We start from the raw sequence: 25,306 nt of genomic DNA, 5'->3' as shown, positions 1-25,306 counted from the left end.
AGGAGCACGGGACCGAGTCATGCGGTCGTCGTCGTGCTCCTCCCCCGTGGGGCGGGCCGCGCGTCACGTGTGCGGCTGCGTCAACTACTGTGCCCGGCACGGTCGTTGGCCGCCACCGGTTTTTTCGGCGCCGCGTCCCTGGTGAGCGGCCAGCAGGCGAAGCCGATGGCAAGCGCGGTCACATGGCCGAGGTCGGTGAACGTGCCGCCGGTGGCGAGCGGAACGCCGAAGAAGGCGAGCACCCCCGCCAGATAGAACCAGCGCCAAGGCCGCGGCAGGCGGTAGACGAGGATGCCCGCCGACGCGGCGAGGCCGTAACTGACCCCGATGTCCACGACATGGGACATGGCGTGCGCCAGACGCTTGGGCAGATGCTGGTTCTGGATCGACCACAGGACGTACTCCTGGCTGATCAGGGTCGCCACCACATGCCCGATACCGACCGTGCACAGCCAGCGCAGCGTTCCGAGCCAGCGCTCCACCGTGCCGTGAATCACCTCGAACATCACCAGGTAGAGCAGGAGCGAGGACGGGTTCTCGATCCAGAAGGCGCTGGTGAAGAGGGACTGCACGGGGTGCTTGGTCAGCTCGTGGATGTTGCTGCTGTTGCGGTGCAGCAGGAAGCGCTCCAGTTCCCGGGTGGAGAGCTGGATGACCAGGCTGGTGATGGCGATGGACAGCAGCCAGATGTGCGTGCCGGGCGTGGAGCGCAGCCAGGCGCGGATCGGCCGCGAGGGCTCGGCGTCCCGGTGGAGCAGGGTCGTCATCCCTCGATGATGGCGCCTGACCCTGAGGAAGGGATGAAAGGCCATGCCGGGGCAGTTGTAGGATGACCAGTTGTAGGATGACTGGGCAACCGGGGGGATGGAGTACGGCATGGCTCTTCGTACGGCGGGACGGCAGTCCCTCGTGGACACCGTGGTCGACCAGCTGCGGGCCCAGCTGACCAGCGGCGACTGGGCGGTGGACGACCGCATCCCGACCGAGCACGAGCTCGCCGAGCAGCTGGGGGTCGGCCGCAACACCGTCCGTGAGGCGGTACGCGTCCTGGTCCACGCCGGGCTGCTCGAATCCCGCCAGGGCAACGGCACCTTCGTACGCTCCACCGCCGATCCCGCCGCGGTCCTCCAGCAGATCCGCGCCGCCGACGCCCTTGACGTCCTGGAACTCCGCGTCGCGTTGGAGGCCGAGGCCGCCCGGCTCGCCGCCGAACGCCGGGACACGAGCGACATGGTGGCCCTGCGTGGCGTTCTGCGAACCCTGCGCGAACACGGCGACCGGGCCGCGGACGCCGACATGGCCTTCCACATGAGCGTGGTCCAGGCCACCCACAACGCGGCGTTCATCGAGGTGTACCGGTTCTTCTCGACGCAGGTGCACGAGAGTCTGGTCACCTCGCTGCGCGACGAGGAGATGCCCCCGATCGACCTGGACACCCATGAGGCGCTGGTCGACGCGATCGAGAGCGGCGACCCGGCCGCCGCGGAACACGCCGTGCGCGAACTGTTGCGCAAGCCGCTTGAGGCGGTACGGGCGGTGACGGTCCGCCACAGCGGCTGAGGCCGGCCTCGGGGCCGCTTGGGGCCCCCAGGCCGCCCGGGACCGGAACCGTCCGGTAGCGCCCGGGACCGGGACCGCCCGGGACCGCCCGGCACGGAGGCGGACCACGCGATGCGGACGAAGCCCCCGCAAGAAGACACGAAGAAAGGTGCTTGTTTTGTCACGCCCGGATACCGACCGTCTGCTGTTGCCCGACGCCGAGGCCGATGTACGGCCCTCGCCCCAGGGCCTGGCCGCACGGCGGGCACTGCTCGCGCATCCGGTGGTGCTGCTGATCGGCATCGTGCTGGCCTCGGTGAACATGCGGGCAGCGCTGGCCAGCGTGTCGCCCCTGGTGGGCGAGATCAGTCAGTCGTTCGGGCTCTCCTCGACGGCGAGCAGCCTCGTGACCTCGGTACCCGTGCTCTTCCTGGGTCTCGGCGCGCTGGTGGCGCCCTGGCTCGCCCGGCGCTTCGGCAGCGAGCCGGTGCTGCTGTTCGCGCTGCTGCTCCTGGCCGTCGGCATCGTGGTGCGGGTGGCGCCGTCGGCGGTGGCGCTGTACGGGGGAGGCGTGCTGGTCGGCACGGCGATAGCCCTGCTCAACGTATTGATGCCCGGTCTGATCAAGCGGGACTTCCCGGACCGGGCCGCGTCCATGACGTCGGTCTACACCGGCGCGATGATCGCGGGCGCGACGCTGGTGGCGGCGTCCTCGGTCCCGCTGGAGAAGGCGTTCGGCGGCAGCTGGGAGGCGTCGCTCGCGGTGTGGTCGCTCCTCGCGGTCCTCGCGGCGGTGGCCTGGCTGCCCCAGGTCCTGATCGCCCGGGGCCGTACGGGGCACGAGGTGCGGGTCACCGTTCCCGCGGGCTCGGCGTCCGGCGCCGACAAGAGCGTGTGGCGCTCGGCCCTCGCCTGGCAGGTCACCCTCTTCATGGGGCTCCAGTCGCTGTGGTCGTACGTCCTGATCGCCTGGATGCCGACGATCTTCACGGACCACGGAATGAGCCGTTCCACGGCCGGTGTGATCTTCGCGTTCAACAACCTGATCCAGGTGGCCGGCGCGTTCGGCGTACCGCTCCTCGCGGGCCGGATGCGAAGCCAGCGTCCGCTGATCGTGCTGGTCACCTCGCTGGTGGCCGCCGGATACGCGGGGCTGATGGCTGCCCCGGTGAGCGGCGCGTGGCTGTGGTCGGGTGTGCTCGGCATCGGCCAGGGCGGCGCGGTGGGTCTGGCCCTCACGCTGATCGTGCTGCGCTCGGGCCACGCGCGGACGGCGGCCCGGCTGTCCGGCATGGCCCAGACGGTCGGCTACCTCCTGGCGGCTGCGGGGCCCATCGCCGCCGGCGCGGTCCATGAGGCCACCGGTGGCTGGACGGTTCCGATCGCGCTCGTCCTCGGCGTGTGTGCGGCCGCCCTGACGGTGGGCCTCTTCGCGGCCCGGGACCGCACGGTCTGACGAGGCTCGGCCGGCCTGGCGAAACGTTCGTTCCCAACAGGTGTTCCCCAGTCGCGTGACTTGTACGAATGTCCGCTCGTTGTCCCCTGTGCGTGGAGGCAACTGGGGTTGGTGGCGTCGTACCTTTCGTGAAGTCGGGGATTGCCGGTCGCGGTATGAGGACCGGTCATTGAGTCAGTGGCGTAGATGAGCGGACCTCCACCCCTGAAGCCCGGGGTTGGGGCCGTCCCTTGTCATGCACGACGACCATGAACGGAAGGCCGACCATGCCGTCCGAAGTCGCTCTACTCGAATCGCGCACATTGCGCGCCGACCATCTGGGGCGTGTCGACGTCCTGGAGAAGGTCAGGACGTTGCAGGTGCTACCCGATGGAATCCACTTGTCCACAGAGGCCGTCGCCCGGTACTTCGAGGTACCCACAGAGGCCGTCAACAGTGTCGTCAAGCGCCATCGCGACGAACTCCACCTCAACGGCCTCGTGACCCTTAAGGGCGCTGAGCTGCAAGTCTTTGAAATGGCCAACTTGGCCATTTCAAACGACCGGCAACCCCAAAGTTATCCACAGGGGCAGGGCGCACCTGCGCCTGTTCACCCGCCGGACCGTCCTCAACATAGCCATGCTTCTTCGCGACAGCGAAGTAGCGCGGTGCGTGCGGACCTACCTCCTCGACACCGAGGAGACCACCCGGACCGTCATCGCGAACGACCCCCGCCACGACGGTCTGGAACTGCGGGTCACCCGTCTGGAGAGCTCCATGGCCCAGATCGGGCCCGCGCTTAAGGAGCTCGGTCCGGTGCTCGGCCGGATGTCGGCGCGGCTGGACTCGCTGGACCACCGCATGGAGGCGATGGACCGCCGCCTGGACGCCGTGGACCGCCGTGTCGCATCCGTGGACCGGCGGCTCGACGCGACCAACCGCGTCGTCGGCGCCATGAGCGTGCGGCTCATGGACCTCACCGAGGACGTCGCCGACATCCAGCGGCGTCTGTCCCGGCCCCCGCACCCGCGTCGCAAACGCCGCAGGCAGTAGGGACGTCGAGACGGCCGGCCGGGAAAACCACACCGGTCCCCCGGCCGGCCCGGGCCGTCGCGCACAACAGGCGGTGCCCGGCGACATGGTGACGTCGCCGGGCACCGCCCCCGTCCGGGAAGCCCCCGTCACTCCTCCCCGGCCAGCTTCAGGGTGCGCAGCTTCTGACCCGCGTACCAGGTGGCCAGGCCGGTCACGCCCACCAGCAGGATCACCGCGAGCGGCAGCCCCACCTCGGAGGAGATCACACCGTTCTCGCCGATCCGCTGGGCCAGCGCGAGCGACCACTGCTGCACGCTCAGCGTGCGCGCGCCCGGCACGAGGCTGCCGAACAGGGCCTCCCAGACCAGCGCGTACACCAGGCCGAAGACCACGGCGTGCCGGGTGACGGTGCCGAGCAGCAGGAAGACCGCGGCGTACGCGATGGACGCGACCAGGGCCGCGACGGTGTAGGCGATGGCGATCTGCTGGCCGTTGCCGTTCAGGATGAAGCCGGCGATGAGCGTCGGAATCGCGGAGAACGCCATTGTCACGGCGATCGCGACGATCAGCTTGGTGATGATGATCGTGGACCGCTTCACGGGCTTGGCGAGCAGATACACGATCGAGCCGTCGTCGATCTCCGGCCCGATCGCGCCCGTGCCGGCGATGACACCGATCAGCGGCACCATGGTGGCCAGCGCGAAGTTGCCGAGGAGGTCGGCGGCGACCTGGTCGTCGGCGCCGCTGAAGGACCGTACGGCCGCCGAGATCACGATCAGCAGCGCGGGCAGGACGAAGAGAATGGCGGCCCGGCGGCGGCCGAGCAGGGCCCGGTAGGTGAGCCGGGCGACGGTCGGGTTGTACATGGGAACGTCCGCTCCTTTCTGGAGGCGCTCAGGCCGCGACGAGGTAGGAGAAGACGGACTCGAGGGATTCGTCCGACGGCGAGACCGTCAGCAGCCGGATGCCGTTCGCCTGGGCCACCTGGGGGAGCAGGGTGGTGAACCGGCCGAAGTCCACGGCCTGTACCCGCAGCGCGCCCTCCTTGAGGTCCACCTCGATCCCGGCGGTCGAGGGGTCCGCGATCAGCGCCGCCGCCAGCGCGCGGTCGTCGCTCGAGCGGATCAGATAGCGGTGCGGGCGGTCCGTCATCAGGCGGCGGATCTTGCGGAAGTCACCACTGGCGGCGTGCCGTCCGGCCACGATGACCTCGATGTGCGAGGCCAACTGCTCGACCTCTTCGAGGATGTGCGAGGAGAACAGCACCGTGCGGCCCTCGGCTCCCATCCGCCGCAGCAGATCCATCAGTTGCATGCGCTGCCGCGGGTCCATGCCGTTGAACGGCTCGTCGAGCAGCAGCACCGAGGGGTCGTGGACGAGGGCGGAGGCCATCTTGACGCGCTGGCGCATGCCCTTGCTGTAGGTCTGGATCTTGCGGTCCTGGGCGTACTCCATCTCGACGGTGGCCAGCGCGCGGCCGGCCTCACGTGCGCCCAGGCCGTGCAACTCGGCGTTGGCGACGACGAATTCGCGGCCCGTGAGGAAGTCGTACATGGCTTCCCGCTCGGGGACGATTCCGATCTTCCGGTAGACGGATTCGTTGCGCCAGATCTTCTCGCCGTCGAGCGTGACCGAGCCGGTGGAGGGGGCGAGGAAGCCGCCCATCATGTTGATGAGGGTGGACTTTCCCGCGCCGTTGGGGCCGAGCAGCCCGGTGACACCCGGCCCGATCGTCATCGTGACGTCGTTGACCGCCACCACGTTGCCGAACCAGCGTGAGGTGTGGTCGATGTCGATGGTGGTCACAGCCCCACCTTCCGGTAGCGGCGCATCAGGACGGCGTACGAGCCGTAGATCAGCGCGAGGACGACGAGCAGGTAGACCACTCCGGCACCGGAGCCCGGTCCGTGGCCACCGGGGAAGGAGGAACTGGCACCCAGGAACGCGGTTCCCACGCCGTCGATGAGCGTGATGGGGGAGAACAGCCCGAGCCACTTGATCACGCCCACCGAGTCCTGGCTCATGGCGATGCCCTGGACTGCGGAGACCGCCGCGAAAGAGACGGTCAGGACGGCGATGACGGCGGCGACGCCGAAGCCCCGGCGCGGTGTCAGGGCGGCGATGACCAGGCCGAGCCCGGCGAAGAGGAGGGAAAGCAGAGCCACGGAGACCAGCCCCTGGGCGAACCCCTTGGTCTGGTCCGCGAAGTCGAGTTTGGCGAGCAGAGCGCCGATATAAAGGATCACCAGCGGCGTGCCCGTGATGATGAACAGGGCCGACGCCATGGCGGCGAACTTGGCCAGGACGTAATCCACGCGCTCGATCGGCCGCGAGAAGTACAGCGGGACCGTCTTGAAGCGCAGGTCGCGCGACACGCTCTGGGGTGCCTGGGCCGCGACGAACAGACCGATGACGGCCTGGAGGAAGATCGCGTACCGCGTGTACGCCACCGGGAGGTCATTGGCCTTGGTGGCGACGGCGACCGCGACCATGATGCCGGCGGGCAGGCACATCACCGCGAACAGCAGCATCGGAAGGATCTTGGACTTGGCGCTGCGGCCGAGCCCGTAGGCCCCGCGCAGTGACTGCGAGAAGAGCGAGCGGCGGGCGTAGGCCCGGCCGAGGCGCGGTCCGTCGTAGTCGCGGTAGCCGATGTTGTGGATCTGGGTCTGGGCGCTGTCAGTTGCCATCGTGGCCGCCTCCCTTCTGCTCGGCGCCCGCCGCGGTGGCTGCCCACGCGGCGGCGCGTTCGGGGACCGGCTCCCGCGCCGGCGTCTGGAAGACCTCGGCGATGTGGTGACGGCGCTGTTCCATCCGTACGAGACCGAGACCGAGGCGGGCCACGGTGGCGGTGACGGTGTCGTAGGTGTCCTCGCCCGCCGCCTCCACCAGCAGGATGTGGCCGGCGCCCGGCAGTCCGTCCTCGACGCCGGCGTGCAGCGTGAGGCCGGCCTCGGCCAGGGCCTCGCGCACCGCCTCCGTGCCGTCGGGGTGGGTGTCGGAGTCGGTGACCTCGACCGCGAGCGTGGTGGTGGTCTGGGTGAAGTCGCTGGTGGAGGAGGAGCGGAGCAGCGTCCCGCCGTCGATGACGACGACGTGGTCGCAGGTGCGCTCCAGCTCGCCCAACAGGTGTGAGGTGACCAGGACCGAGATGCCGAAGTCGGTGTGGATGCGGCGGATCAGGCCCAGCATCTCGTCGCGGCCCACCGGGTCGAGACCGTTGGTCGGCTCGTCCAACAGGACCAGTTGGGGGTCGTGGACGAGCGCCTGGGCGAGCTTGACCCGCTGCTTCATGCCCGTCGAGTAACCGCCGATGGGGCGGTAGCGCTCCTCGTAGAGGCCGACGTGGCGCAGGGTGTCCGCGGTGCGCTCGCGGGCGGCGGTGGCCGGCAGACCGGACATGCGCGCCATGTGCACGACGAACTCGGTGGCCGAGACGTCGGGTGGCAGGCAGTCGTGCTCCGGCATGTAGCCCACCCGCTCACGGATGGCACCGCCGCTGGTGGCGACGTCCAGGCCGAGGACGGCGGCGGTGCCCTCCGTGGCGGGCGAGAGACCAAGAAGAATCTTGATCAACGTGGACTTGCCGGCTCCGTTGGCGCCCACCAGCCCGGTCACTCCGGGGCCGATGTCCAAGGAGAGCCGGTCAAGCGCGGTCACCCGGGGGAACCGCTTGCTCAGGCTTTCGGTCACGATCACAGTCACGTCATCGACGGTAGTGGCGCGCACCACACGAATCGTCAGCCCAGACGGCTGGATCCATGTCCGACTCCAGAGGTACGGCCCCGTAGGGGTCCTTGTACGTAAGGCTGAGGAAGTCACCGCCCCGAGGGACGCGGTTGTCCACAACCGGCCCGTTGTCCACAGGCCGACACGACACCCTTGACGCAGCCGCCGGGCATTGTCACATTCATCAGTGTCAAGTTACGCACGCGTAGGGCGACAGGGGTGGACGGATGCCAGCGGCAGCGCGGATCGGAGCCGAGGCTCGGCTCAGCGGGTTCAGACACGTGCAGCGCCTCGCGTACGAGTGCGCGGAGGCGGTCGCCGCCCAGCTCAAGCCGGGGGTGACGGAGCGGGAGGCCGCCCGCATGCAGCGGGACTGGCTGCGTGAACGGGGCGTGCGGGACTGGTTCCACCTGCCGTTCGCCTGGTTCGGCGACCGCACGGCGTTCACCGGTTTCCGCGTGCCGCTTCAGTTCTTCCCCACCAACCGGCGCCTGGAGGCGGGGATGCCTTTCATCCTCGACATGGCCCCCGTCCACAACGGCTTCACCGCCGACATCGGCTACTCGGGCTGCCTCGGTCTCAACCCCGTGCACAACCGGCTGCTGGCCGATCTGGAGGCGCACCGCGCGCTGATCCTGCGCGAGGTGCGCGAGCGGCGGCCGCTGCGTGAGATCTACGAAAGCGTGGACCGGCTCATGATCCGCCAGGGATACGCCAACCGGCACCGTGCCTATCCGTTCGGCGTGATCGCCCACAAGATCGGCCAGGTGAAGGAGCGCCGCTGGTCGCCCAGCGTGCTGGGGTTCGGAACCCAGGCGCTGAAGGGTTTGGCGAGCGACGTGCTGCACGGCCACCGGGACGGCTGGTCGCCCCTGTGGTCCCCCTACAAGTTCTCCGACCATCCGCCCCGCCCCGGGCTGTGGGCGGTCGAGCCGCACCTGGGATTTCGGGGTACGGGCGCGAAGTTCGAGGAGATCCTGGTCGTCACCGACTCCCGGGACCCCGAGCAGAGCGCGTTCTGGCTGGACGACGACCTGCCGCATGTGCGGCGCTGGGCCGAGGAGAAGGTGGCGTGAGCGTGACGAACGGGCACATCGAAGGAGCGCGCGAGCGCTGGGTGCGGACCGGCGGCATAGAGCTGTGCGTGGCGGAACTGGGTGACGACACCCGGCCCACCGTGCTGCTCGTGCACGGCTACCCCGACAGCAAGGAGGTGTGGTCCGAGGTCGCCGCCCGGCTCGCCGAGCACTTCCACGTGGTGCTCTACGACGTACGCGGCCACGGCCGTTCCACGGCGCCGGCACCGCTGCGCGGCGGCTTCACCCTGGAGAAGCTGACGGATGACTTCCTGGCGGTCGCGGACGCGGTCAGCCCCGGCCGGCCGGTCCATCTGGTCGGCCACGACTGGGGGTCGGTGCAGGGCTGGGAGTTCGCCACGGTCAAGCGCACCGAGGGCCGGATCGCCTCCTTCACCTCGATGTCGGGGCCCTCCCTCGATCACTTCGGGCACTGGATCCACCAGCGCGTGAGCCGTCCGACCCCGCGCGCGGCGGCCCAACTCCTGGGCCAGGGAGCCAAGTCCTGGTATGTGTACATGCTGCACACCCCCGTCCTGCCCGAGCTCGCCTGGCGCGGCCCGCTGGGCAAGCACTGGCCCAAGATCCTCCAGCGGGTCGAGAAGGTGCGCGCCGACGGCTACCCCACGGGCTCACTCCCGCAGGACGCGGCGCACGGCGCCTGGCTCTACCGCGACAACGTGCGCGCCCGGCTGCGCCGCCCCCGCCCGGATGCGTACGCCCATGTGCCCGTCCAGCTCATCACCCCGCTCGACGACGCGTTCCTCTCACCCAAGCTCTCCGCCGGTCTCGAGCACTGGGCGCCGCGGCTGGTGCGCCGCACCCTCCCCGCCAAGCACTGGGTCCCCCGCACCCGTCCCGATCAACTGGCCTCCTGGATCGCCGAGTTCGTCCGTGCCAACGAGGACGGCATACCGGCGCGGGACACTGTCGCGTCGGGCCCGCACGCCGACCGGTTCGGCGGCCAGCTGGTCCTGGTCACCGGCGCCGCGAGCGGCATCGGCCGGGCCACCGCCTTCGCGTTCGCCGAGGCCGGGGCGCGAATCGTCGCCGTGGACCGGGACGCCGAGGGCGCGTCACGGACCGCCGAGATGTCCCGGCTCATCGGGGCGCCCGACGCCTGGGGCGAGGGCGTCGACGTCAGCGACGAGCAGGCCATGGAGAAGCTGGGCGAGAAGGTGGCCCGCGAGTACGGCACCGTCGACGTCCTGGTCAACAACGCCGGGATCGGGCTCTCGGGCTCCTTCTTCGACACCACCGCCGATGACTGGAGGAAGGTCCTCGACGTCAACGTCTGGGGCGTCATCCACGGCTGCCGGATCTTCGGCAAGCAGATGGCCGAGCGCGGGCAGGGGGGCCACATCGTCAACACCGCTTCCGCCGCCGCCTACCAGCCCTCCCGCGCGCTGCCCGCCTACAGCACCTCCAAGGCCGCGGTCCTGATGCTCAGCGAGTGCCTGCGCGCCGAACTGGCAGGACAAGGCATCGGTGTCTCCGCGATCTGCCCCGGCTTCGTCAACACCAACATCACCTCGACCGCGCGCTTCACCGGCGTGGACGCCACTGAGGAGACGCGCCTGCGGAAGAAGGCCTCCCGTCTGTACGGGCTGCGCAACTTCCCGCCGGAGAAGGTGGCGTCGGCGATCCTGCGGGCCGTCGTGAAGAACCAGGCCGTGGTGCCGGTGACCCCCGAGGCTCGTGGCGCCCACCTCATGTCCCGCTTCGCGCCGAGGACGCTGCGCGCGATCGCCCGATTGGAGCCGCCGCTGTGAGCACCGACCGCCCGGACGCCGCCAAGGGCGCGGAGCGCCACCGGATATCCCCGCGCCGGGTCTCCTTCGGCTGGGAGAGGACCCCGCTGCACTGGATACCGGACGAGCCCATCGCCACCCATGTGATCAATGTGCTGCACCTGCTGCTTCCGGCGGGCGAGCGCTGGTTCGTGAGGGTCTTCAAGGAAGCCCTGCCGCTGGTCACCGATCCCGTGCTGCTCCAGGACGTCAAGGGGTTCATGGGCCAGGAGGCGACACACAGCGTCCAACACGCCTACGTTCTCGACCACTTGGCCCGCCAACGGCTCGACACCGCTCCCTACACCCGGCATGTGGACTTCCTCTTCGAGAAGCTGCTCGGCGACGAGCCCCCGTTCGGCGCGCCGGTCACGGCGCGGGAGTGGCTGCGCTTCCGGCTCTCGCTGATCGCCGCCATAGAGCAGTTCACCGCCGTCCTCGGCACCTGGGTCCTGGACGCCGACGGCCTGGACCGGGCCGGCACCGACGCGGTCATGCTGGATCTGCTGCGCTGGCACGGCGCCGAGGAGGTCGAACACCGGTCGGTGGCCTTCGACATGTACCAGCACTGCGGGGGCGCGGGTCTGATTCGGTACGCCCGGCGCATCGAGGGGATGGCCGTCGTGGTCCCGGTCCTGCTGTGGCTGTGGACGTGGGGCGCCTTCCATCTGATCCGGCACGACCCGCAACTCGCCGGCCGCACGCGTTACTCGCTGCGCGAGCACAACCGGGGGGTACGCCGTGGCCTGCTGCCCACCTGGAAGGAGCTGGGCTCGGCCATACCCCGCTATGTGCGCCGGTCGTACCATCCCTCGCAGGAGGGCTCCCTGCGCAAGGCCGTCGAATACCTCGCGGCCTCGCCGGCGGCCCGCGCGGCGGCGGGCGCGGTGGGCCGCGCCGCCCTGGGGTAGAGGGAGTGGGTTTGTCCGGGCAGTCAGCACCGCGACAGGTGGCACCGCAGGCCGCGGCGCCGGCCGAGTACCGGATCGAGGACCTGGCACACGCCAGCGGCGCCACGGTCCGTACGATCCGCGCCTACCAGGACCGGGGCCTGCTGCCCCGGCCCGAACGGCGCGGCCGCTCCAACGTCTACGGCGACACCCACCTCGCCCGGCTGCACCAGATCGCCGATCTCCTCGACCGCGGCTACACCCTGGCCTCCATCAAGGAACTCCTGGAGGCCTGGGACGCCGGGCGCGGCCTCGGCGGAGTGCTCGGCCTGGTCGCCGAGGTCAACGGCCCCTGGACCGACGAGGAGGCCGCCCGTATCTCACGCGCCGATCTCGACGAGACGTTCGGCGGCCGGCCGGACGACGGCGCGGTCGCCGAAGCGGTGGAGCTGGGCATCTTGGAGCGTGTACCGGACAACGACGCCGAATTCCTCGTCCCGAGCCCCCAAGAGCTGGCCGTGGCAGCCGAGTTGCACGCTGCCGGGGTCCCGCTGGATGCCATCTCCGGGCATCTGCGCGAGCTGCGCGGCCAGGTCGAACACATCGCGGCCCGCTTCCTCGACTTCACCACTGAACATGTCTTCGCCCGGTACCTGGGCCACCGCCCTCCCAGCGACACGGAAGCCGCGGAGGCCGCCGATCTCGTACGCCGTCTGCGACCGCTGGCCCAGCAGACGGTGGACGCCGAACTGGCCCGCGCCATGCGCCTGTTCGCCACCCGCCACCTCCAGCGACACCTGGGCGCTCCCGCCCCCGCCCCGCCCCACCTGGACCCCGCCCCGGTGCGGCTGCCGGCGGAGACCGTCAGGGCGGTCGAGGACCTGGTCGGGCGGGACAACGTCTCCGAGTTCATCGCTGCGGCGTCCGAACGCGAGGTACGGGCGCGGGCGTTGGACGCGTTGGCGCGTCAACACCAGGCGGAGCATGCACATCAATCCGTCAAATAGCCTCGCGGGGGCGATTATTGGACAAATGCCATACATGCTGAGGGGGTTGTCCACAGGGCGCCCAAATCGCCTGTGGATAAAGCGTTTTCACTGTGGAACAAACGCAACTCTCGCTCCTATTACGGTGATTGTCGTCACTGTTTCGTCGGAAGGAGGGCGGGTTGGCGGCCGACGCGCTTCCCACGACTGTTCGGGACGTCGTTTGACGCACGTCTGGTCGGCGACGCAGAGCCAGGTCTACGGAGAGCTGGGAAAGCCCACCGTGCGGCTCGCGCACGTGGTCGCCACCAACGACAAGCGACGGTCGCCGTCGAGGGCGGCCGGATCCGCGCCCACCAGGGCCCCACCGTGCGCGTCGATCTCGGCCCGCCGCCCGTGGAGCCGCCCGCGTACCTCTGCCACGGCGCAGTCCCCGCGCCCTTGCGGCGATCCGCACGGAAAGCCTGGGCCCCATGGACCGCCATCACGTCCATCTCTCACCCGGCCGCGAGAGCGCCGACCGCGAGACCGCCGACCTCGTCGGCACCCGCCGCGGCCGTCCCGTGGCGCTGAGTGTGGACGCCGCAGCCATGCACCGGCGAGGACACGTCTTCCACGTCAGCGCCAACGGGGTCTGGCTGGCCTTTTCCGTACCACCCGCGTTTCTGCGGCTGCCACGATGACCTCGCGCTTGGCATGATCGGCGTCATGACGCACCCCCATCTGCCCACCACGCAATCCGTGGTCACGGCGATTCGCGCGATCGCCGACGAGTTCCGTCTTGAGGTCGAGGTCACCGACGACATCGGGGCTGACCGCACCTCTCGGCGCACGTCCGCCGGGGCGTTCGTGGTGCGCGATCCGGACGGCTCCCTGCCACACGAGGCATACGTCGAACTCGGCGGCTCACCGTCGGTGTCCGTGCGGGTGTATCCGGAGGACGACGCTCAAATCACCGTCGACGGCGTCCAGTTCGACGATGTGCCGCGCGAGCGCGTACCCGCCTTCCTGCGGTCCGTCTACGGCGGAATCGCCCACGTCAAGGGCCGCGTCTTCCCGCCGGCGTGGTGGCTGGTCGTGCCACTGCCCGCCGACGAGACGTACAAGGAACTGGTCCTGCCCGGTGTGCTCACACCGTGGATGAGCGCGCGTGTCCGGGGCAGAAAGGGCTAACACTTGTTCCCTGGTCCTGCGGGAGCCGGGCCCACCTCCTAACCGCCGAGTTGGGCCAGGCCTTCGGTGGCGATCCGCTCGAAGACCTGAGGATCGGCCGCGAAGTCGGAGTCAGGGATCGGGGTGTGCAGGACGATCTCGGTGATGCCGAGTTCGAAGTGCCGGCCCGCGAAGTCCACGAACGCGTCCAGCGATTCCAACGGGCGCCCCGGCTGCGGGGTGAAGCCCGTGAGCAGGATCTTGTCCAGCTCGTCCGCGTCCCGTCCGATCTCGTCGCAGGCCGCGCCCAGCTTCTTGAGCTGGCCGCCGATCGCCTGGAGGGACTGCTCGGGCGTGCCGCTCTCGAAGAGTTTCGGGTCGCCCGTGGTCACCCACGCCTGCCCGTACTTGGCGGCCAGCTTCAGGCCGCGCGGTCCGGTCGCCGCCACCGCGAAGGGGATCCTGGGCCGCTGGACGCAGCCTGGGATGTTGCGCGCCTCGACCGCCGAATAGAAGGTCCCGTCGTATGTCACCGAATCCTCGGTGAGCAACCGGTCAAGCAGCGGCACGAACTCGCCGAAACGGTCGGCCCGTTCGCGCGGGGTCCACGCCGTCTGCCCGAGGGCGGTGGCGTCGAAGCCGTTGCCGCCCGCGCCGATTCCGAGCGTGAGACGGCCGTTCGACACGTCGTCGAGCGTGAGCAGGTCCTTCGCGAGCGTCACCGGGTGACGGAAGTTCGGCGAAGTGACCAGGGTGCCGAGCCGCATCCGCGTGGTGGCGGTAGCGGCGGCCGTAAGGGTGGGGACCGCGCCGAACCAGGGGCCGTCGCGGAAGGTCCGCCAGGACAGATGGTCATAGGTGTACGCGGTGTGGAAGCCCAGCTCCTCGGCGCGCAGCCACGTCTCGCGGCCACCGTCGTGCCAGCGGTCGATCGGCAGAATCACAGTGCTCAGTCGCATGGCACGACCCTACGAGAGCCGAGCAGGTGCCGCATCGACTGTGCGGCGCGGACGGCGGCGTCACCGCAACAGTTGTTGAAGAGCACGTGCACCTCCCGGGCCTGTTCGGCCATCGTCCGCACGCGCGGCACCCACTCGGAGAGCTCTTCGGGCGTGTACGCGTGGCGGAACTTCTCCTCCTTGGTGCCCGTCCCCCAAGCGCTGTTGCGGCCGTGCAGGCGCACCAGGGCCAGCTCCGGTGTGGTGACCCGTGCGACGGGCGGCACAGAGGTGGGGAGTGTCTGGACCATGTCCACGGCCACGGCCGCCGTGTCCAGCTCCGCCAGCAGGGCACTCGTCGCGTCGGCGTGCTCCTCACGCCACCAGCCGGGGTGGCGGAACTCCACCGCCACCGGCCAGCCCTTGGCGCGCTCACGGCACCGGCGCAGAAACTCCACGGCCGGCCTGCCCGGCCCCAGCCGGGGCGGGAACTGGAAGACCAGCGTGCCCAGCCGGCCAGCCGCCCGCAGCGGTTCGAGTGCGGAACTGAACCGGTTCCACACCTCGTCGAGCAGGCCGGGATCGGTGCCCGTCTGCCGGCGTGCAAGCGCCGACCGCAGATCGGCCGGCAGCGCTTCCGGCCTGGTGGGATGCCCGGTGAGCAGCGAGAACGCCTTCACGTCGAACCGGAAACCCTCAGGGGTGCGGTCGGCCCACAGAGAACTGTTGCGGGTGCTGGGCAGCCCGTAGTAGGTGGAGTCCACCTCCGCCACAGCAAACTGCGCCGCGTAGTGACGCAGCCTGCCTTCGGCGTCGCGCTGTCCCTTCGGGTACCAGCCGCTGGACACCAGCGCCTTGTCCGTCCATGAGCAGGTTCCCACCCGGATCTCTCCCATCCCGCCAGCCTTCCCCGACCGCGCGGACGGATTCGTCCGGCCTGCGTGCGGCTCGGCCGCACCCCGCCCGTGCCCGGCCGGAGCGCCCCTCCCCTCCCGTACGCCCCCTCGTGCCCCGGGCGCACCGGGCGACGCTCTCATCTGCGCGCCCAGTCGCACGCCCGTGCGTCCGTGTACGGGACAATGGACCGGTGACCTCTGCTACGGATCCCGCCCCGGCCATCCGCCCCGTCCCGACCGCGCCGCGGCTCATCGCGACCGACCTGGACGGCACCCTGCTCCGCGACGACAAGTCCGTTTCGGACCGTACGGTCGCGGCTCTGGCCGCCGCCGAAGAGGCGGGCATCGAGGTCTTCTTCGTCACCGGCCGCCCGGCCCGCTGGATGGACGTCGTCAGTGCCCACGTCCATGGCCACGGCCTGGCCATCTGCGGCAACGGCGCGGCCGTGGTCGATCTGCACGGCGACAGCGACGGCCCTCGCTTCGTGAAGGTGCGGCCCGTGGAAGCGTCGGCGGCCCGCGACGTCGTCGCCCTGCTGCGGGCGGCCGTGCCGGGCACGTCCTTCGCCGTCGAGCGAACCGGTGGCTTCCACCACGAACTCGCCTATCCGCCCATGCACATGGACCCGGCCGCAAGCATCGCGCCGGCGGCGAAGCTGCTGGCCGAGGACAACGACGCCGCCGACCAGCCGGTACTCAAGGTGCTTGCCTTCCATCCCGAGCTGGCCCCGGACGACTTCCTCGCCCTGGCCCGCACCGCCGTGGAAGGCCGTGCCGAGATCACCCGGTCGAGCCCGACCGCGCTCCTGGAGATCAGCGGCGCGGGCGTCTCCAAGGCTTCCACTCTGGCCGTGTGCTGCGCCGAGCGCGGCATTTCCCCCGCCGAGGTGGTGGCTTTCGGCGACATGCCCAACGACATGGAGATGCTGAGCTGGGCGGGCACCTCCTACGCGATGGGCAACGCCCACCCCGATGTCCTGGCCACTGCGGCCGCGCACACCGCTGCCAACAACGAGGACGGCGTGGCGGTCGTCATCGAGCAGATCCTCAAGGCGCTCTGAAGGGCCTGGTCCACCCGGCGCGAGACCCGGGCAGCGGGGCGTTTCACGTGAAACATCTGCTGACCCGAGGGGGCGAGTGCGGCGGGGCGGGCGGTTTTTCGGGGCTGTTTCACGTGAAACAGCCCCCGGGCCGCTCCGCACCCCCGCTCGTCGTCAGAGCGGCGCCTCCCACAGGACGGTCGTACCGCCGCCCGCGTCGCCGATTCCCGGCCCGTAGGAACTCGATCCGCCCAGCGCCTCGGCCCGCCGCTGAAGGTTGCGCAGTCCGCTGCGGCGGCCGCCCGGCGGCATCCCGACGCCGTTGTCCGCGACGGTGAGCCGCACCCCGGGACTGCCGTCCGGCAGTTGTGCCGTGGCATCGACAGCCACCTCGATGCGGGAGGCCTCGGCGTGCCGGAAGGCGTTCGAAAGCGCCTCGCGCAGCGCGGCGATGAGGTTCTTGCCGGTCAGTTCGCCGACCAGGGTGTCGACCGCGCCGAGGAAGCGGTGGGCCGGTTTGAAGCCGAGCGGCACGGCAGCCATGTTGATCTCCCGGAGGACGCGGGTGCGCAGTCCCGAAGGCGCTTCGGCGGGGCCCTGTTGGAGCGCGAAGATCGCGGTACGGATCTCCTGAATGGTGACGTCGAGTTCGTCGACCGCCTGGCCGATGCCTCCCTGCACCTCGGGCACGACAGACTTGCGCTGGGCGCCCTCCAGCATCATCCCGGTGGCGAAGAGCCGCTGGATTACCAGATCGTGCAGGTCACGGGCGATGCGGTCCCGGTCTTCGTACACCGCGAGGCGTTCCCGGTCCCGCTGGGCCTCCGCCATCATCAGGGCGAGCGCGGCCTGCGAGGCGAACTGGCCGGCCAGCGTCCGTTCGACCTCGGTGAAGGGGCGCCCCCCGAGCACCCGGGGCGTGGCGAGAGCGCCAAGGACCCGGCCTCCGCTCTGGAGGGGCAGCAGCATGCTCGGCCCGTAACGCTCCGCCAGTTTGGTGATCATGCGCGGGTCGGAAGCGGCGTTCTCGACGAAGACCGCCTCACCGTCGAGCAGGGTGGAGACGACCGGACTCTCCGGTGGGACCACCATGCCGAGGGAGACCCGCGGGTTGTCGGCTGAGACCGCGACGATCTCCAGACCGCCCTCCTCGGCGGGCAGCAGCACGATGCCCGCGTCGGCGTCGGCCAGATGGCGGGCCTGTTCGGCGACCACCTCCAGGGCGTCGTCCGCGTCGCCGCCCGAGAGCAGAGCGGTGGTGACCGCGACCGAGCCGTCGATCCACCGCTCGCGCTGGCGCGCCGCTTCGTAGAGCCGGGCATTGCCGACGGCGATCCCGGCCTCCGTGGCGAGCACTCGCACCATGTGCAGGTCGTAATCGTTGAACTCGCCTCCACCACGCTTCTCGGTCAGATAGAGGTTTCCGAAGATCTCGCCCTGTACGCGGATGGGAACGCCCAGGAACGTACACATCGGGGGATGGTGCGGGGGAAGTCCGGCCGAGCGGGGATCGGCCGCGATCTCGGCGAGGCGCAGGGGTTCGGGGTGGTGTATCAGCCAGCCAAGGAGCCCCCGATGGCCATCGGGCCGGTGTCCGATCGCCCGGGCCTCCTCGTCGCTGACGCCGTACGTCACGAAGTCGGACAGGCCCCTGCCTCCCTCGTCCACCACGCCGATCGCCGCGTACCGCGCGTCGGCGAGTTCGGCCGCCGTCTGGCAGATCCGGTCGAGAGTGGAGTGCAGTTCCAGGCCTGTGCCGACCGAGCGCATCGCTTCGAGGAGCTGCGGGACGCGCGCGGTCAGCTCGGTTGACAGCCCCCGCAGACTGCGGTCGGCCCGAGCCGCCGCGTCGAGCGGATCATGCTCCCGGCGGTCCGGGCGGTGGACGTCCCTGTGGCCCGGCGATCTCTGCGGGTCTCGCGGCACTGGCATGCCTTGAGAGTAGTTAGTCCTATTTAGCGAGGAAAGTCGGGTACGCCGTGGCCTCCGTCTCGCGTTCACGTTCCAGCATGCGGCGCAGCGGCCCCTCGACGAGCGCCAGGTCCTCGTACGCGCCTCGCTGCACGGTCCTCCCCTCGTCGAGCACGATGACTTCGTCGACGGCGTCCAGACCCCGCAGCCGGTGGGTGATCAGGACGGTGGTGCGGCCTTCGGTGAGATCCAGCAGGTCCGCGGTGAGCGCGTCGGCGGTCGCCAGGTCCAAGTGCTCGGCGGGCTCGTCAAGGACGAGCACCGGGAAGTCGGCGAGCAAGGCCCTGGCCAGGGCCAGCCGCTGACGCTGGCCGCCGGAGAGCCGGGCGCCGTGTTCACCGACGAGGGTGTCGAGACCGTCGGGCAGCGCGTCCACCCAGTCCAGGAGCCGGGCCCTCGCCAGGGCGCCACGCAGTTCGTCATCGGTCGCGTCGGTGCGGGCCAGCCGCAGGTTCTCGCGTACGGAACTGTCGAACAGGTGCGCGTCCTGGGCGCAGAGCCCGACCATGCGTCGCACGTCGTCGCTGTCGAGCTGGGCCGCATCGCGTCCGCCGAGCTCGTACGTGCCCTGTTCGGCGTCGAGGAAACGCAGCAGTACCTGCGCCAGGGTGGTCTTGCCCGACCCCGACGCCCCGACCACAGCCACCCGCATACCGGGGGTGAGGCGCAGCCCGAAATCGTGCAGCGCGTTCCGCTCCTGCCCCGCGTACCGGGCGCTCAGGCCACGCACCTCCAAGGGGAACGGGGTGGCGGGCGCGGCCTGAGGCGCGTCCGGCTCCCGCACCGGGGCCGGGGCGTCAAGCATTTCGTAGACCCGCTCGGCACTGCGCCGGACGCGCTGACGGGCCTGCACGGCCAACGGCAGCCCGGTCACGGCTTCGAAGGCGGCGAGCGGGAGGAGCACCACCACGGCGAGCAGCACCCCGTCCAGGCGGCCGTCCGCGACCGCGCGCACGCCGGCCAGGGCGCCGCCCGCCACGGTGAGACCACAGACCAGCGCGGACAGTCCGCCGCCGAGCGCGGTGGAGGCAGCGCCTCGCGACGCGATCCGGGTCAGCACCGAGTCGGCGTCCTTCACGTCGGTGAGACGGCGATCGACGGCGCCGGCCACGGTCAGCTCACCGGTTCCCGTGAGCAGATCGGCCACCCGGGTGGCGAGCGCGCCGCGAGCCGGAGCGAGCTGCCGCTCGGCCCGCCGGGCCAGCGCCCCACTGACGCATGGAACCAGCACCCCCGCGACGAGGAGTCCCACCGCGAGCACGGCTCCGGCCTCGGGCAGCAGCCAGGCGGTGAATCCGGCGCTCAGGACCGATACGACGACGGCGACCCCGGCCGGGAGCGCCCAGCGCAGCCAGTAGTCCTGGAGTTCGTCCACATCCGAGACCAGACGCGAGAGCAGGTCTCCGCGGCGGGTCTCGCGCAGCCCGGCCGGTGCGATCCGCTCAAGGCGCCGGTACACCGCGACCCGCAGCTCGGCGAGCATCCGCAGAACGGCGTCGTGCGAGACAAGGCGCTCGGCGTAGCGGAACACGGCCCGCCCGATGCCGAAGGCGCGGGTCGCGGTGACGGCGACCATCAGGTAGAGCACCGGCGGCTGTTGCGCGGCACGCGAGATGAGCCAGCCGGACGTGGCCATGAGGCCGACGGCTGAACCGAGGGCCAGCGCGCCGAGGAGCAGCGCGAGCGCGATGCGACCGCGCAGTCCCCGCGCCGCACCGCGCACCCGGGCCAGCGGGTCGCGGCCGGCCGCGTCACTCGTCCCTGACGCGTCCGGGACGAAAGCATCAACGTCCGCCGGTCGCACCGGAGTTGAGGCCGGACCTGATGTTTCTCGCACGGGGACGCTCGACGGCGCCTCACCGGGCCGCAGTCCCACCACGCGGTCCGCGACGGCGAGCAGCGCGGGCCTGTGCACGACGAGCAGGACCGTGCGGCCCAACGCGAGCCTGCGCACCGCCTCGACGATGCCGGCCTCCGTCTCGCCGTCCAGCGCCGCCGTGGGCTCGTCGAGCAGCAGCACCGGCCGGTCGGCCAGAAAGGCCCGGGCCAGAGCGAGGCGCTGGCGTTGTCCGGCCGAGAGCCCCGCGCCTTGCTCGCCCAGGACGGTGGCCACGCCCTCCGGCAGCGCGGCCACGAAGTCGTAGGCACCCGCGTCGCGCAGGGCGTCGAGTACGGCCGCGTCGTCGGCGTCGGGCCGGGCCAGGCGGACGTTGTCGGCGATCGTCCCCGCGAACAGATGCGGCCGCTGCGGTACCCAGGCGACGCGCTCACGCCAGTCCTCCAAGGACAGCGTCGCGAGGTCCGTACCGGACACGAGGATCCGGCCGCCTTCCCGAGGCGCCACGAAGCCGAGCACGGCGTGGAGGAGCGTCGATTTGCCGACGCCGCTCGGCCCGGTCAGGGCCACTGTCTCGCCCGGCTCGACCACCAGGGAGGCGTCCGCGAGGGAGGGCTCCGTTCGTCCGGGATGGCGCACGGTCACGGCGTCCACCACGATACGGACCGGCCCCTCCGGCACCGTGGCACTGCCACCCTTCGACAGCGGGGTCTCCAGAACCTCGAAGATCTCCTCGGCGGCCGAAAGCCCCTCCGCCGCCGCGTGGTACTGCGCCCCGACCTGTCGCAGCGGCAGATAGGCCTCCGGAGCCAGGATCAGAATCGTCAGACCGGTGGAGAGATCGAGGTCGCCGTGGACCAGGCGCATGCCGATGCCCACCGCGACCAGCGCCACCGAGATCGTCGCGAGCAGTTCCAGGGCAAAGGACGAGATGAAGGCGATCCGCAGCGTCTTCAGGGTCGCTCTGCGGTAGTCGGAGGTGATCGTCCTGATGGACTCGGCCTGCGCCTTGGCCCGGCCGAAGACCTTGAGCGTCGGCAGCCCGGCGACCACGTCGAGGAAGTGCCCCGACAGGCGCGACAGCAGCCGCCACTGCCGGTCCATCTGCGACTGGGTCGCCCAGCCGATCAGCATCATGAACAGCGGGATGAGCGGAAGGGTGATCACGATCGTCGCGGCGGACACCCAGTCCTCGGTGACGATCCGCGCGAGCACCGCCACCGGGACGACCACAGCCAGACCCAGTTGCGGCAGATAGCGGGCGAAGTAGTCGTCGAGGGCGTCCACCCCTCGCGTGGCCAGCGCGACGAGTGAACCCGTGCGCTGTCCGCCCAGCCATTCAGGGCCAAGCCCCGCCGCGCGCTCCAGGAGCCGGCCACGCAGTTCCGATTTGACCGCGGCGCTCGCCCGGTGGGCGGCCAGCTCCGTCAGCCAGGAGACCAGACCCCTTCCGACCGCGACCGCGGCGAGGAGCAGTAGCGACGTCCTCAGCCCGGCCACGGTATGGCCGTGCTGGAACGCTCCTACGACGACATTCGCGATGAGCATCGCCTGGGCGACGATCAACCCGGCACCGACCAGGCCGAGCACCACCACGGCGGCGAGGAAAAAGCGCGTGGCGCGGGCGTACCGGAGCAGACGCGGGTCGATGGGTTTCACGTGAAACATCCCCCAACGGGAAGGGTTCAGAGTCGGCCCGGAGGGCGTGTTTCACGTGAAACACGCCCCACCGAACCGGGGGACCGCAGAGGTTAGTGCGTTTCGGCGATGTTCTTGGTGCCGATCCGCTTACGGAAGACCCAGTACGTCCAGCCCTGGTAGAGCAGTACGAGCGGAGTCGCGACCCCGGCGCACCACGTCATGATCTTCAAGGTGTACGGACTGGACGAGGCATTGGAGACCGTGAGGTTCCATGCGCCGTTCAGCGAGGACGGCATGACGTTCGGGAAGAGTGCCAGGAAGAGCATCGTCACCGAGGCGGCGATCGTGATGCCCGACAGCGCGAACGACCAGCCCTCGCGCCCGGCCTTGATGGCTACGATCGCCCCGACCAGCGCGAGCACAGCCACGACCATCGCGACCAGGCTCTTGGTGTCACCACGCGAGACCTGGGTCCAGACCAGGAAACCGAGCGCGAGCACGGCCGCCACCAGACCCAGCTTGAGCGCCAGCGCCCGAGCCCGTTCGCGGATGCCGCCCAGCGTCTTGAGCGAGGCGAACACCGCGCCGTGGAAGGTGAACAGGGAAAGCGTGACCAGCCCGCCAAGGAGAGCGAACGGATTGAGCAGATCCCAGAAGCCGCCGACGTACTCCATGTGCGCGTCGATCTTGACCCCTCGCACGATATTGGCGAAGGCCACGCCCCAGAGGAACGCGGGGACGAGCGAGGTCCAGAAAATGGCCTGCTCCCAGTTGCGCTGCCACGACTCCTCGGGTCGCTTGGCGCGGTACTCGAAGGCGACACCCCGGACGATCAAGCAGACCAGGATGATCAGCAGCGGCAGGTAGAAGCCGGAGAAGAGCGTCGCGTACCACTCGGGGAAGGCGGCGAACGTCGCGCCGCCGGCCGTGAGCAGCCACACCTCGTTGCCGTCCCACACGGGCCCGATGGTGTTGATCAGGACGCGCTTCTCGGTGCGGTCCCGGGCCAGCAGCTTCGTCAGGATGCCGATCCCGAAGTCGAATCCCTCCAGGAAGAAGTAGCCGGTCCACAGGACGGCGATGAGTACGAACCAGACGTCGTGGAGTTCCATGCCTCGATCTCCTCAGCCTCAGTACGAGAAGGCCATCGGCCGGTCGGGGTCGCGGTCGTCCCCGCCGATCTTGGTGGGCGGGTTGAGGTCGTCCTCGGTGAGTTCGGGCGGTCCGGCCTTGACGTACTTGACGAGCAGCTTGACCTCGACCACCGCGAGCACGGCGTAAAGGAGCGTGAAGACGATCATCGAGGTGAGCACTTCGCCCTGCGAGACGCTGGGGGAGACCGCGTCCCGGGTGCGCAGCACGCCGTACACGACCCAGGGCTGGCGACCCATCTCGGTGAAGATCCAGCCCCACGAGTTGGCGATCAGCGGGAAGCCGAGCGTCCAGACCGCGGCGAACCAGTACCACTTGGTCAAACGGGCGCCGAGTGCCTTGCTCTTGAAGAGCACCAGATGCGGCACCTCGTCCTCACCGGTCCTCATCGCCGGGGCCAGCATGAACTTCTTGCGGGTCAGCCAGAGCCCGACGAGTCCGATGGCGAAGGACGTCATGCCGAAGCCGATCATCCAGCGGAAGCCCCAGAAGGTGACCGGGATGTTGGGCCGGTAGTCGCCGGGCCCGAACTTCTGCTGCTCGGCCTTGTTCACGTCGTTGATGCCCGGCACGTAGGACGAGAAGTTGTTGTCGGCGAGGAAGGACAGGACTCCCGGCACCGATATCTCGACGTCGTTGTGGCCCTTGGCCACGTCACCGACGGCGAAGATCGAGAACGGCGCGGGCTGCTCGCCGTCCCACAGGGCCTCGGCGGCGGCCATCTTCATGGGCTGCTGCTTGAACATGACCTTGCCGAGCGAGTCACCGCTGACGGCCGTGAGCAGTCCCCCGATCACCAGCGTGATCAGGCCGAGCCGGAGCGAGGTGCGCATCACGGGGATGTGCTTCTTGCGGCGCAGATGGATGGCGGCCACGCCGACCATGAAGGCGCCACCGGTGAGGAACGCGGCGGTCAGTGTGTGGAAGGCGACGACCAGGGTGGTGTCCTGGGTCAGGACCTTCCAGAAGTCGGTGAGCTCCGCGCGGCCGGTGGCCTTGTTGAGCTTGAAGCCGACCGGGTGCTGCATCCAGGAGTTGGCCGCAAGGATGAAGTAGGCGGACAGGATGGTGCCGAGGGAGATCATCCAGATGCAGGCGCAGTGGATCTTCTTCGGCAGCTTGTCCCAGCCGAAGATCCACAGCCCGATGAAAGTGGACTCGAAGAAGAAGGCGATGAGCGCTTCGAAGGCGAGCGGCGCACCGAAGATGTCGCCGACGAACCGCGAGTAGTCGGACCAGTTCATGCCGAACTGGAATTCCTGGACGATGCCCGTGACCACACCCATCGCGATGTTGATCAGGAAGAGCTTGCCCCAGAACTTGGTCGCCTTGAGGTACTTCTCCTTGCCGGTCCGTACCCAGGCGGTCTCCAGGCCGGCCACGAGGGCGGCGAGAGAGATCGTCAAGGGAACGAAGAGGAAGTGGTAGACGGTGGTGATGCCGAACTGCCATCGCGCCAGAGTCTCCGGCGCCAGAGCCAGGTCCACGTCGGCACTCTCCTTACATCGCCGTGGTCACAGCCGCAGGCTTGCCCCTTTAATCCGCCCGATCATGGGAGGAAGCGGGGCGCTTGTGAACGCGTTCACATTCACAAGCATTATGTCGTACTGGCTGTCGACCGTTCCAGGGGGGGTCCCCTCAGAGAGTCCAGGGGCCCACTCCGGAAGCCCAGGGGTCTCCTGCGGAGGCCCGAGGCCGGGCGCCCTTCGGAAGCCCAAGGCCGGGTGCCCTTCGGAAGAAGGCGGGCGTGGACACCCCCTTCCCAAGGACTTCAACATCTTGTTGAATTCGGCGCCATGGAGAACCAGCTGCGCATACGCATCTCATGGCCCGCGGGCAGCCTCACCGCGACGCTCGAGAAAACCCCCACCAGCACGGCGCTGGCAGGGGCCCTTCCGATCACGTCCACCGCCCACACCTGGGGCGAGGAGGTCTATTTCGACACCCCCGTCTCCCCGGCCAGAGAGGCGGGCGCGCGGCAGGTGGTGGAGCCGGGCACGGTGGCGTTCTGGACGGACGGCGACGCACTCGCGCTGGCGTACGGGCCCACCCCCATCTCGCGCGGTGACGAATGCCGGCTCGCGAGCCCGTGCAACGTACTCGGCCGGATCGACGGCGACCCCCGGCTGCTCGCCACCGTCCGCTCCGGCGACCCGATCCGGGTCGACGCCCTCTGAGAGACCCGAGGGGCCGCCCGGT

The 25,306-nt window shown here is 69.9% G+C and carries 21 protein-coding genes and 1 pseudogene; 11 read left to right on the top strand and 11 right to left on the bottom strand.

What is annotated here, in order from left to right; all coding sequences use genetic code 11:
• Positions 1-80: 80 nt before the first annotated feature.
• On the bottom strand, positions 81-767 hold the full coding sequence (locus ABR738_RS21035; RefSeq protein WP_350231536.1) for a rhomboid-like protein: 687 nt from the start codon (positions 765-767) through the stop codon (positions 81-83).
• A 109-nt stretch (positions 768-876) separates the two neighbouring features.
• Between ABR738_RS21035 and ABR738_RS21030 the strand changes: the two genes are divergently transcribed.
• The 3 genes from ABR738_RS21030 (at position 877) to ABR738_RS21020 (ending at position 4,027) form a co-directional block, all read left to right on the top strand.
• Positions 877-1,560, top strand: coding sequence for a FadR/GntR family transcriptional regulator (locus ABR738_RS21030; RefSeq protein ID WP_350231535.1), 684 nt, complete (start codon positions 877-879; stop codon positions 1,558-1,560).
• A gap of 157 nt (positions 1,561-1,717) precedes the next feature.
• Positions 1,718-2,995, top strand: a complete 1,278-nt coding sequence (locus ABR738_RS21025; RefSeq protein ID WP_350231534.1) for a CynX/NimT family MFS transporter — start codon at positions 1,718-1,720, stop codon at positions 2,993-2,995.
• A gap of 651 nt (positions 2,996-3,646) precedes the next feature.
• Positions 3,647-4,027 (top strand): hypothetical protein, encoded by a 381-nt coding sequence (locus ABR738_RS21020; protein WP_350231533.1) that lies wholly within the window; start codon positions 3,647-3,649, stop codon positions 4,025-4,027.
• Between the two features lie 128 nt (positions 4,028-4,155).
• On the opposite strand, the gene ABR738_RS21015 is transcribed toward ABR738_RS21020, so the two are convergent.
• From ABR738_RS21015 to ABR738_RS21000, 4 genes are read right to left on the bottom strand one after another with little or no spacing between them, the layout of a single operon-like run.
• Entirely contained in the window at positions 4,156-4,875 is a 720-nt protein-coding gene (locus ABR738_RS21015) for an ABC transporter permease (protein ID WP_350231532.1), read from the bottom strand.
• Positions 4,876-4,903: 28 nt separating this feature from the next.
• Positions 4,904-5,815 carry an ABC transporter ATP-binding protein gene (locus ABR738_RS21010; protein WP_350231531.1) on the bottom strand — a complete coding sequence of 304 codons (912 nt, stop codon included), beginning with the start codon at positions 5,813-5,815 and terminating at the stop codon, positions 4,904-4,906.
• On the bottom strand, positions 5,812-6,699 hold the full coding sequence (locus ABR738_RS21005; RefSeq protein ID WP_350231530.1) for an ABC transporter permease subunit: 888 nt from the start codon (positions 6,697-6,699) through the stop codon (positions 5,812-5,814). The genes ABR738_RS21010 and ABR738_RS21005 overlap by 4 nt, the downstream gene beginning before the upstream one ends.
• Positions 6,689-7,741 (bottom strand): ABC transporter ATP-binding protein, encoded by a 1,053-nt coding sequence (locus ABR738_RS21000; RefSeq protein WP_350231529.1) that lies wholly within the window; start codon positions 7,739-7,741, stop codon positions 6,689-6,691. The genes ABR738_RS21005 and ABR738_RS21000 overlap by 11 nt, the downstream gene beginning before the upstream one ends.
• Before the next feature lie 224 nt (positions 7,742-7,965).
• On the opposite strand from ABR738_RS21000, the gene ABR738_RS20995 reads away from it, so the two are divergent.
• The 6 genes and pseudogenes from ABR738_RS20995 to ABR738_RS20970 all read left to right on the top strand — a co-directional run bounded on the left by ABR738_RS20995 (position 7,966) and on the right by ABR738_RS20970 (position 13,653).
• On the top strand, positions 7,966-8,814 hold the full coding sequence (locus ABR738_RS20995) for a M24 family metallopeptidase (RefSeq protein WP_350231528.1): 849 nt from the start codon (positions 7,966-7,968) through the stop codon (positions 8,812-8,814).
• On the top strand, positions 8,811-10,586 hold the full coding sequence (locus tag ABR738_RS20990; protein WP_502964119.1) for an SDR family oxidoreductase: 1,776 nt from the start codon (positions 8,811-8,813) through the stop codon (positions 10,584-10,586). Before ABR738_RS20995 ends, ABR738_RS20990 begins: the two co-directional genes overlap by 4 nt.
• Entirely contained in the window at positions 10,583-11,515 is a 933-nt protein-coding gene (locus tag ABR738_RS20985; RefSeq protein ID WP_350231527.1) for a metal-dependent hydrolase, read from the top strand. Before ABR738_RS20990 ends, ABR738_RS20985 begins: the two co-directional genes overlap by 4 nt.
• Before the next feature lie 38 nt (positions 11,516-11,553).
• Complete coding sequence (locus ABR738_RS20980) at positions 11,554-12,501, top strand: MerR family transcriptional regulator (RefSeq protein ID WP_350231526.1); 948 nt, start codon at positions 11,554-11,556, stop codon at positions 12,499-12,501.
• Positions 12,502-12,769: 268 nt separating this feature from the next.
• Positions 12,770-13,163 (top strand): annotated as a pseudogene (locus ABR738_RS20975) (RNA 2'-phosphotransferase); the annotation flags it as partial.
• A 25-nt stretch (positions 13,164-13,188) separates the two neighbouring features.
• The gene (locus tag ABR738_RS20970; protein WP_350231525.1) at positions 13,189-13,653 is read left to right on the top strand and encodes a hypothetical protein; all 465 of its coding nucleotides are present in this window, start codon (positions 13,189-13,191) and stop codon (positions 13,651-13,653) included.
• Positions 13,654-13,691: 38 nt separating this feature from the next.
• Here ABR738_RS20970 and ABR738_RS20965 read toward each other — a convergent pair whose 3' ends face one another.
• The gene (locus ABR738_RS20965; protein WP_350231524.1) at positions 13,692-14,591 is read right to left on the bottom strand and encodes an LLM class flavin-dependent oxidoreductase; all 900 of its coding nucleotides are present in this window, start codon (positions 14,589-14,591) and stop codon (positions 13,692-13,694) included.
• The gene (locus tag ABR738_RS20960; RefSeq protein ID WP_350231523.1) at positions 14,582-15,466 is read right to left on the bottom strand and encodes a DUF72 domain-containing protein; all 885 of its coding nucleotides are present in this window, start codon (positions 15,464-15,466) and stop codon (positions 14,582-14,584) included. Before ABR738_RS20960 ends, ABR738_RS20965 begins: the two co-directional genes overlap by 10 nt.
• Positions 15,467-15,657: 191 nt before the next feature.
• Here ABR738_RS20960 and ABR738_RS20955 point away from each other — a divergent pair, with 191 nt between their 5' ends.
• Positions 15,658-16,527: a Cof-type HAD-IIB family hydrolase gene (locus tag ABR738_RS20955; RefSeq protein ID WP_350231522.1), complete on the top strand. Its 870-nt coding sequence runs from the start codon at positions 15,658-15,660 to the stop codon at positions 16,525-16,527.
• Between the two features lie 153 nt (positions 16,528-16,680).
• Here the strand turns inward: ABR738_RS20955 and ABR738_RS20950 are convergent, their stop codons facing one another.
• The 4 genes from ABR738_RS20950 to ABR738_RS20935 form a co-directional block, all read right to left on the bottom strand.
• The gene (locus tag ABR738_RS20950) at positions 16,681-18,438 is read right to left on the bottom strand and encodes a sensor histidine kinase (RefSeq protein WP_350231521.1); all 1,758 of its coding nucleotides are present in this window, start codon (positions 18,436-18,438) and stop codon (positions 16,681-16,683) included.
• A 19-nt stretch (positions 18,439-18,457) separates the two neighbouring features.
• Positions 18,458-21,973, bottom strand: coding sequence for a thiol reductant ABC exporter subunit CydD (gene cydD / locus ABR738_RS20945; protein WP_350231520.1), 3,516 nt, complete (start codon positions 21,971-21,973; stop codon positions 18,458-18,460).
• A gap of 92 nt (positions 21,974-22,065) precedes the next feature.
• Positions 22,066-23,067, bottom strand: coding sequence for a cytochrome d ubiquinol oxidase subunit II (gene cydB, locus ABR738_RS20940; protein ID WP_350231519.1), 1,002 nt, complete (start codon positions 23,065-23,067; stop codon positions 22,066-22,068).
• A gap of 18 nt (positions 23,068-23,085) precedes the next feature.
• Positions 23,086-24,594, bottom strand: a complete 1,509-nt coding sequence (locus ABR738_RS20935; RefSeq protein WP_350231518.1) for a cytochrome ubiquinol oxidase subunit I — start codon at positions 24,592-24,594, stop codon at positions 23,086-23,088.
• A gap of 309 nt (positions 24,595-24,903) precedes the next feature.
• On the opposite strand from ABR738_RS20935, the gene ABR738_RS20930 reads away from it, so the two are divergent.
• On the top strand, positions 24,904-25,284 hold the full coding sequence (locus ABR738_RS20930) for a cyclophilin-like fold protein (RefSeq protein ID WP_350231517.1): 381 nt from the start codon (positions 24,904-24,906) through the stop codon (positions 25,282-25,284).
• Positions 25,285-25,306 lie beyond the last annotated feature (22 nt).

The sequence above is a fragment of the Streptomyces sp. Edi4 genome, assembly GCF_040253615.1.
Taxonomy (GTDB): Bacteria; Actinomycetota; Actinomycetes; order Streptomycetales; family Streptomycetaceae; genus Streptomyces.
Note: the sequence above shows the minus strand (reverse complement) of the source record. Positions and strands in the feature narration are given on the sequence as shown.

Coding starts and splice junctions, on each gene's coding strand:
- ABR738_RS21035 (WP_350231536.1), bottom strand. CDS start 767: ATGACGACCCTGCTCCACCGGGACGCCGAGCCCTCGCGGCCGATCCGC.
- ABR738_RS21030 (WP_350231535.1), top strand. CDS start 877: ATGGCTCTTCGTACGGCGGGACGGCAGTCCCTCGTGGACACCGTGGTC.
- ABR738_RS21015 (WP_350231532.1), bottom strand. CDS start 4,875: ATGTACAACCCGACCGTCGCCCGGCTCACCTACCGGGCCCTGCTCGGC.
- ABR738_RS21005 (WP_350231530.1), bottom strand. CDS start 6,699: ATGGCAACTGACAGCGCCCAGACCCAGATCCACAACATCGGCTACCGC.
- ABR738_RS20995 (WP_350231528.1), top strand. CDS start 7,966: ATGCCAGCGGCAGCGCGGATCGGAGCCGAGGCTCGGCTCAGCGGGTTC.
- ABR738_RS20970 (WP_350231525.1), top strand. CDS start 13,189: ATGACGCACCCCCATCTGCCCACCACGCAATCCGTGGTCACGGCGATT.
- ABR738_RS20965 (WP_350231524.1), bottom strand. CDS start 14,591: ATGCGACTGAGCACTGTGATTCTGCCGATCGACCGCTGGCACGACGGT.
- ABR738_RS20960 (WP_350231523.1), bottom strand. CDS start 15,466: ATGGGAGAGATCCGGGTGGGAACCTGCTCATGGACGGACAAGGCGCTG.
- ABR738_RS20950 (WP_350231521.1), bottom strand. CDS start 18,438: ATGCCAGTGCCGCGAGACCCGCAGAGATCGCCGGGCCACAGGGACGTC.
- cydB (WP_350231519.1), bottom strand. CDS start 23,067: ATGGAACTCCACGACGTCTGGTTCGTACTCATCGCCGTCCTGTGGACC.
- ABR738_RS20930 (WP_350231517.1), top strand. CDS start 24,904: ATGGAGAACCAGCTGCGCATACGCATCTCATGGCCCGCGGGCAGCCTC.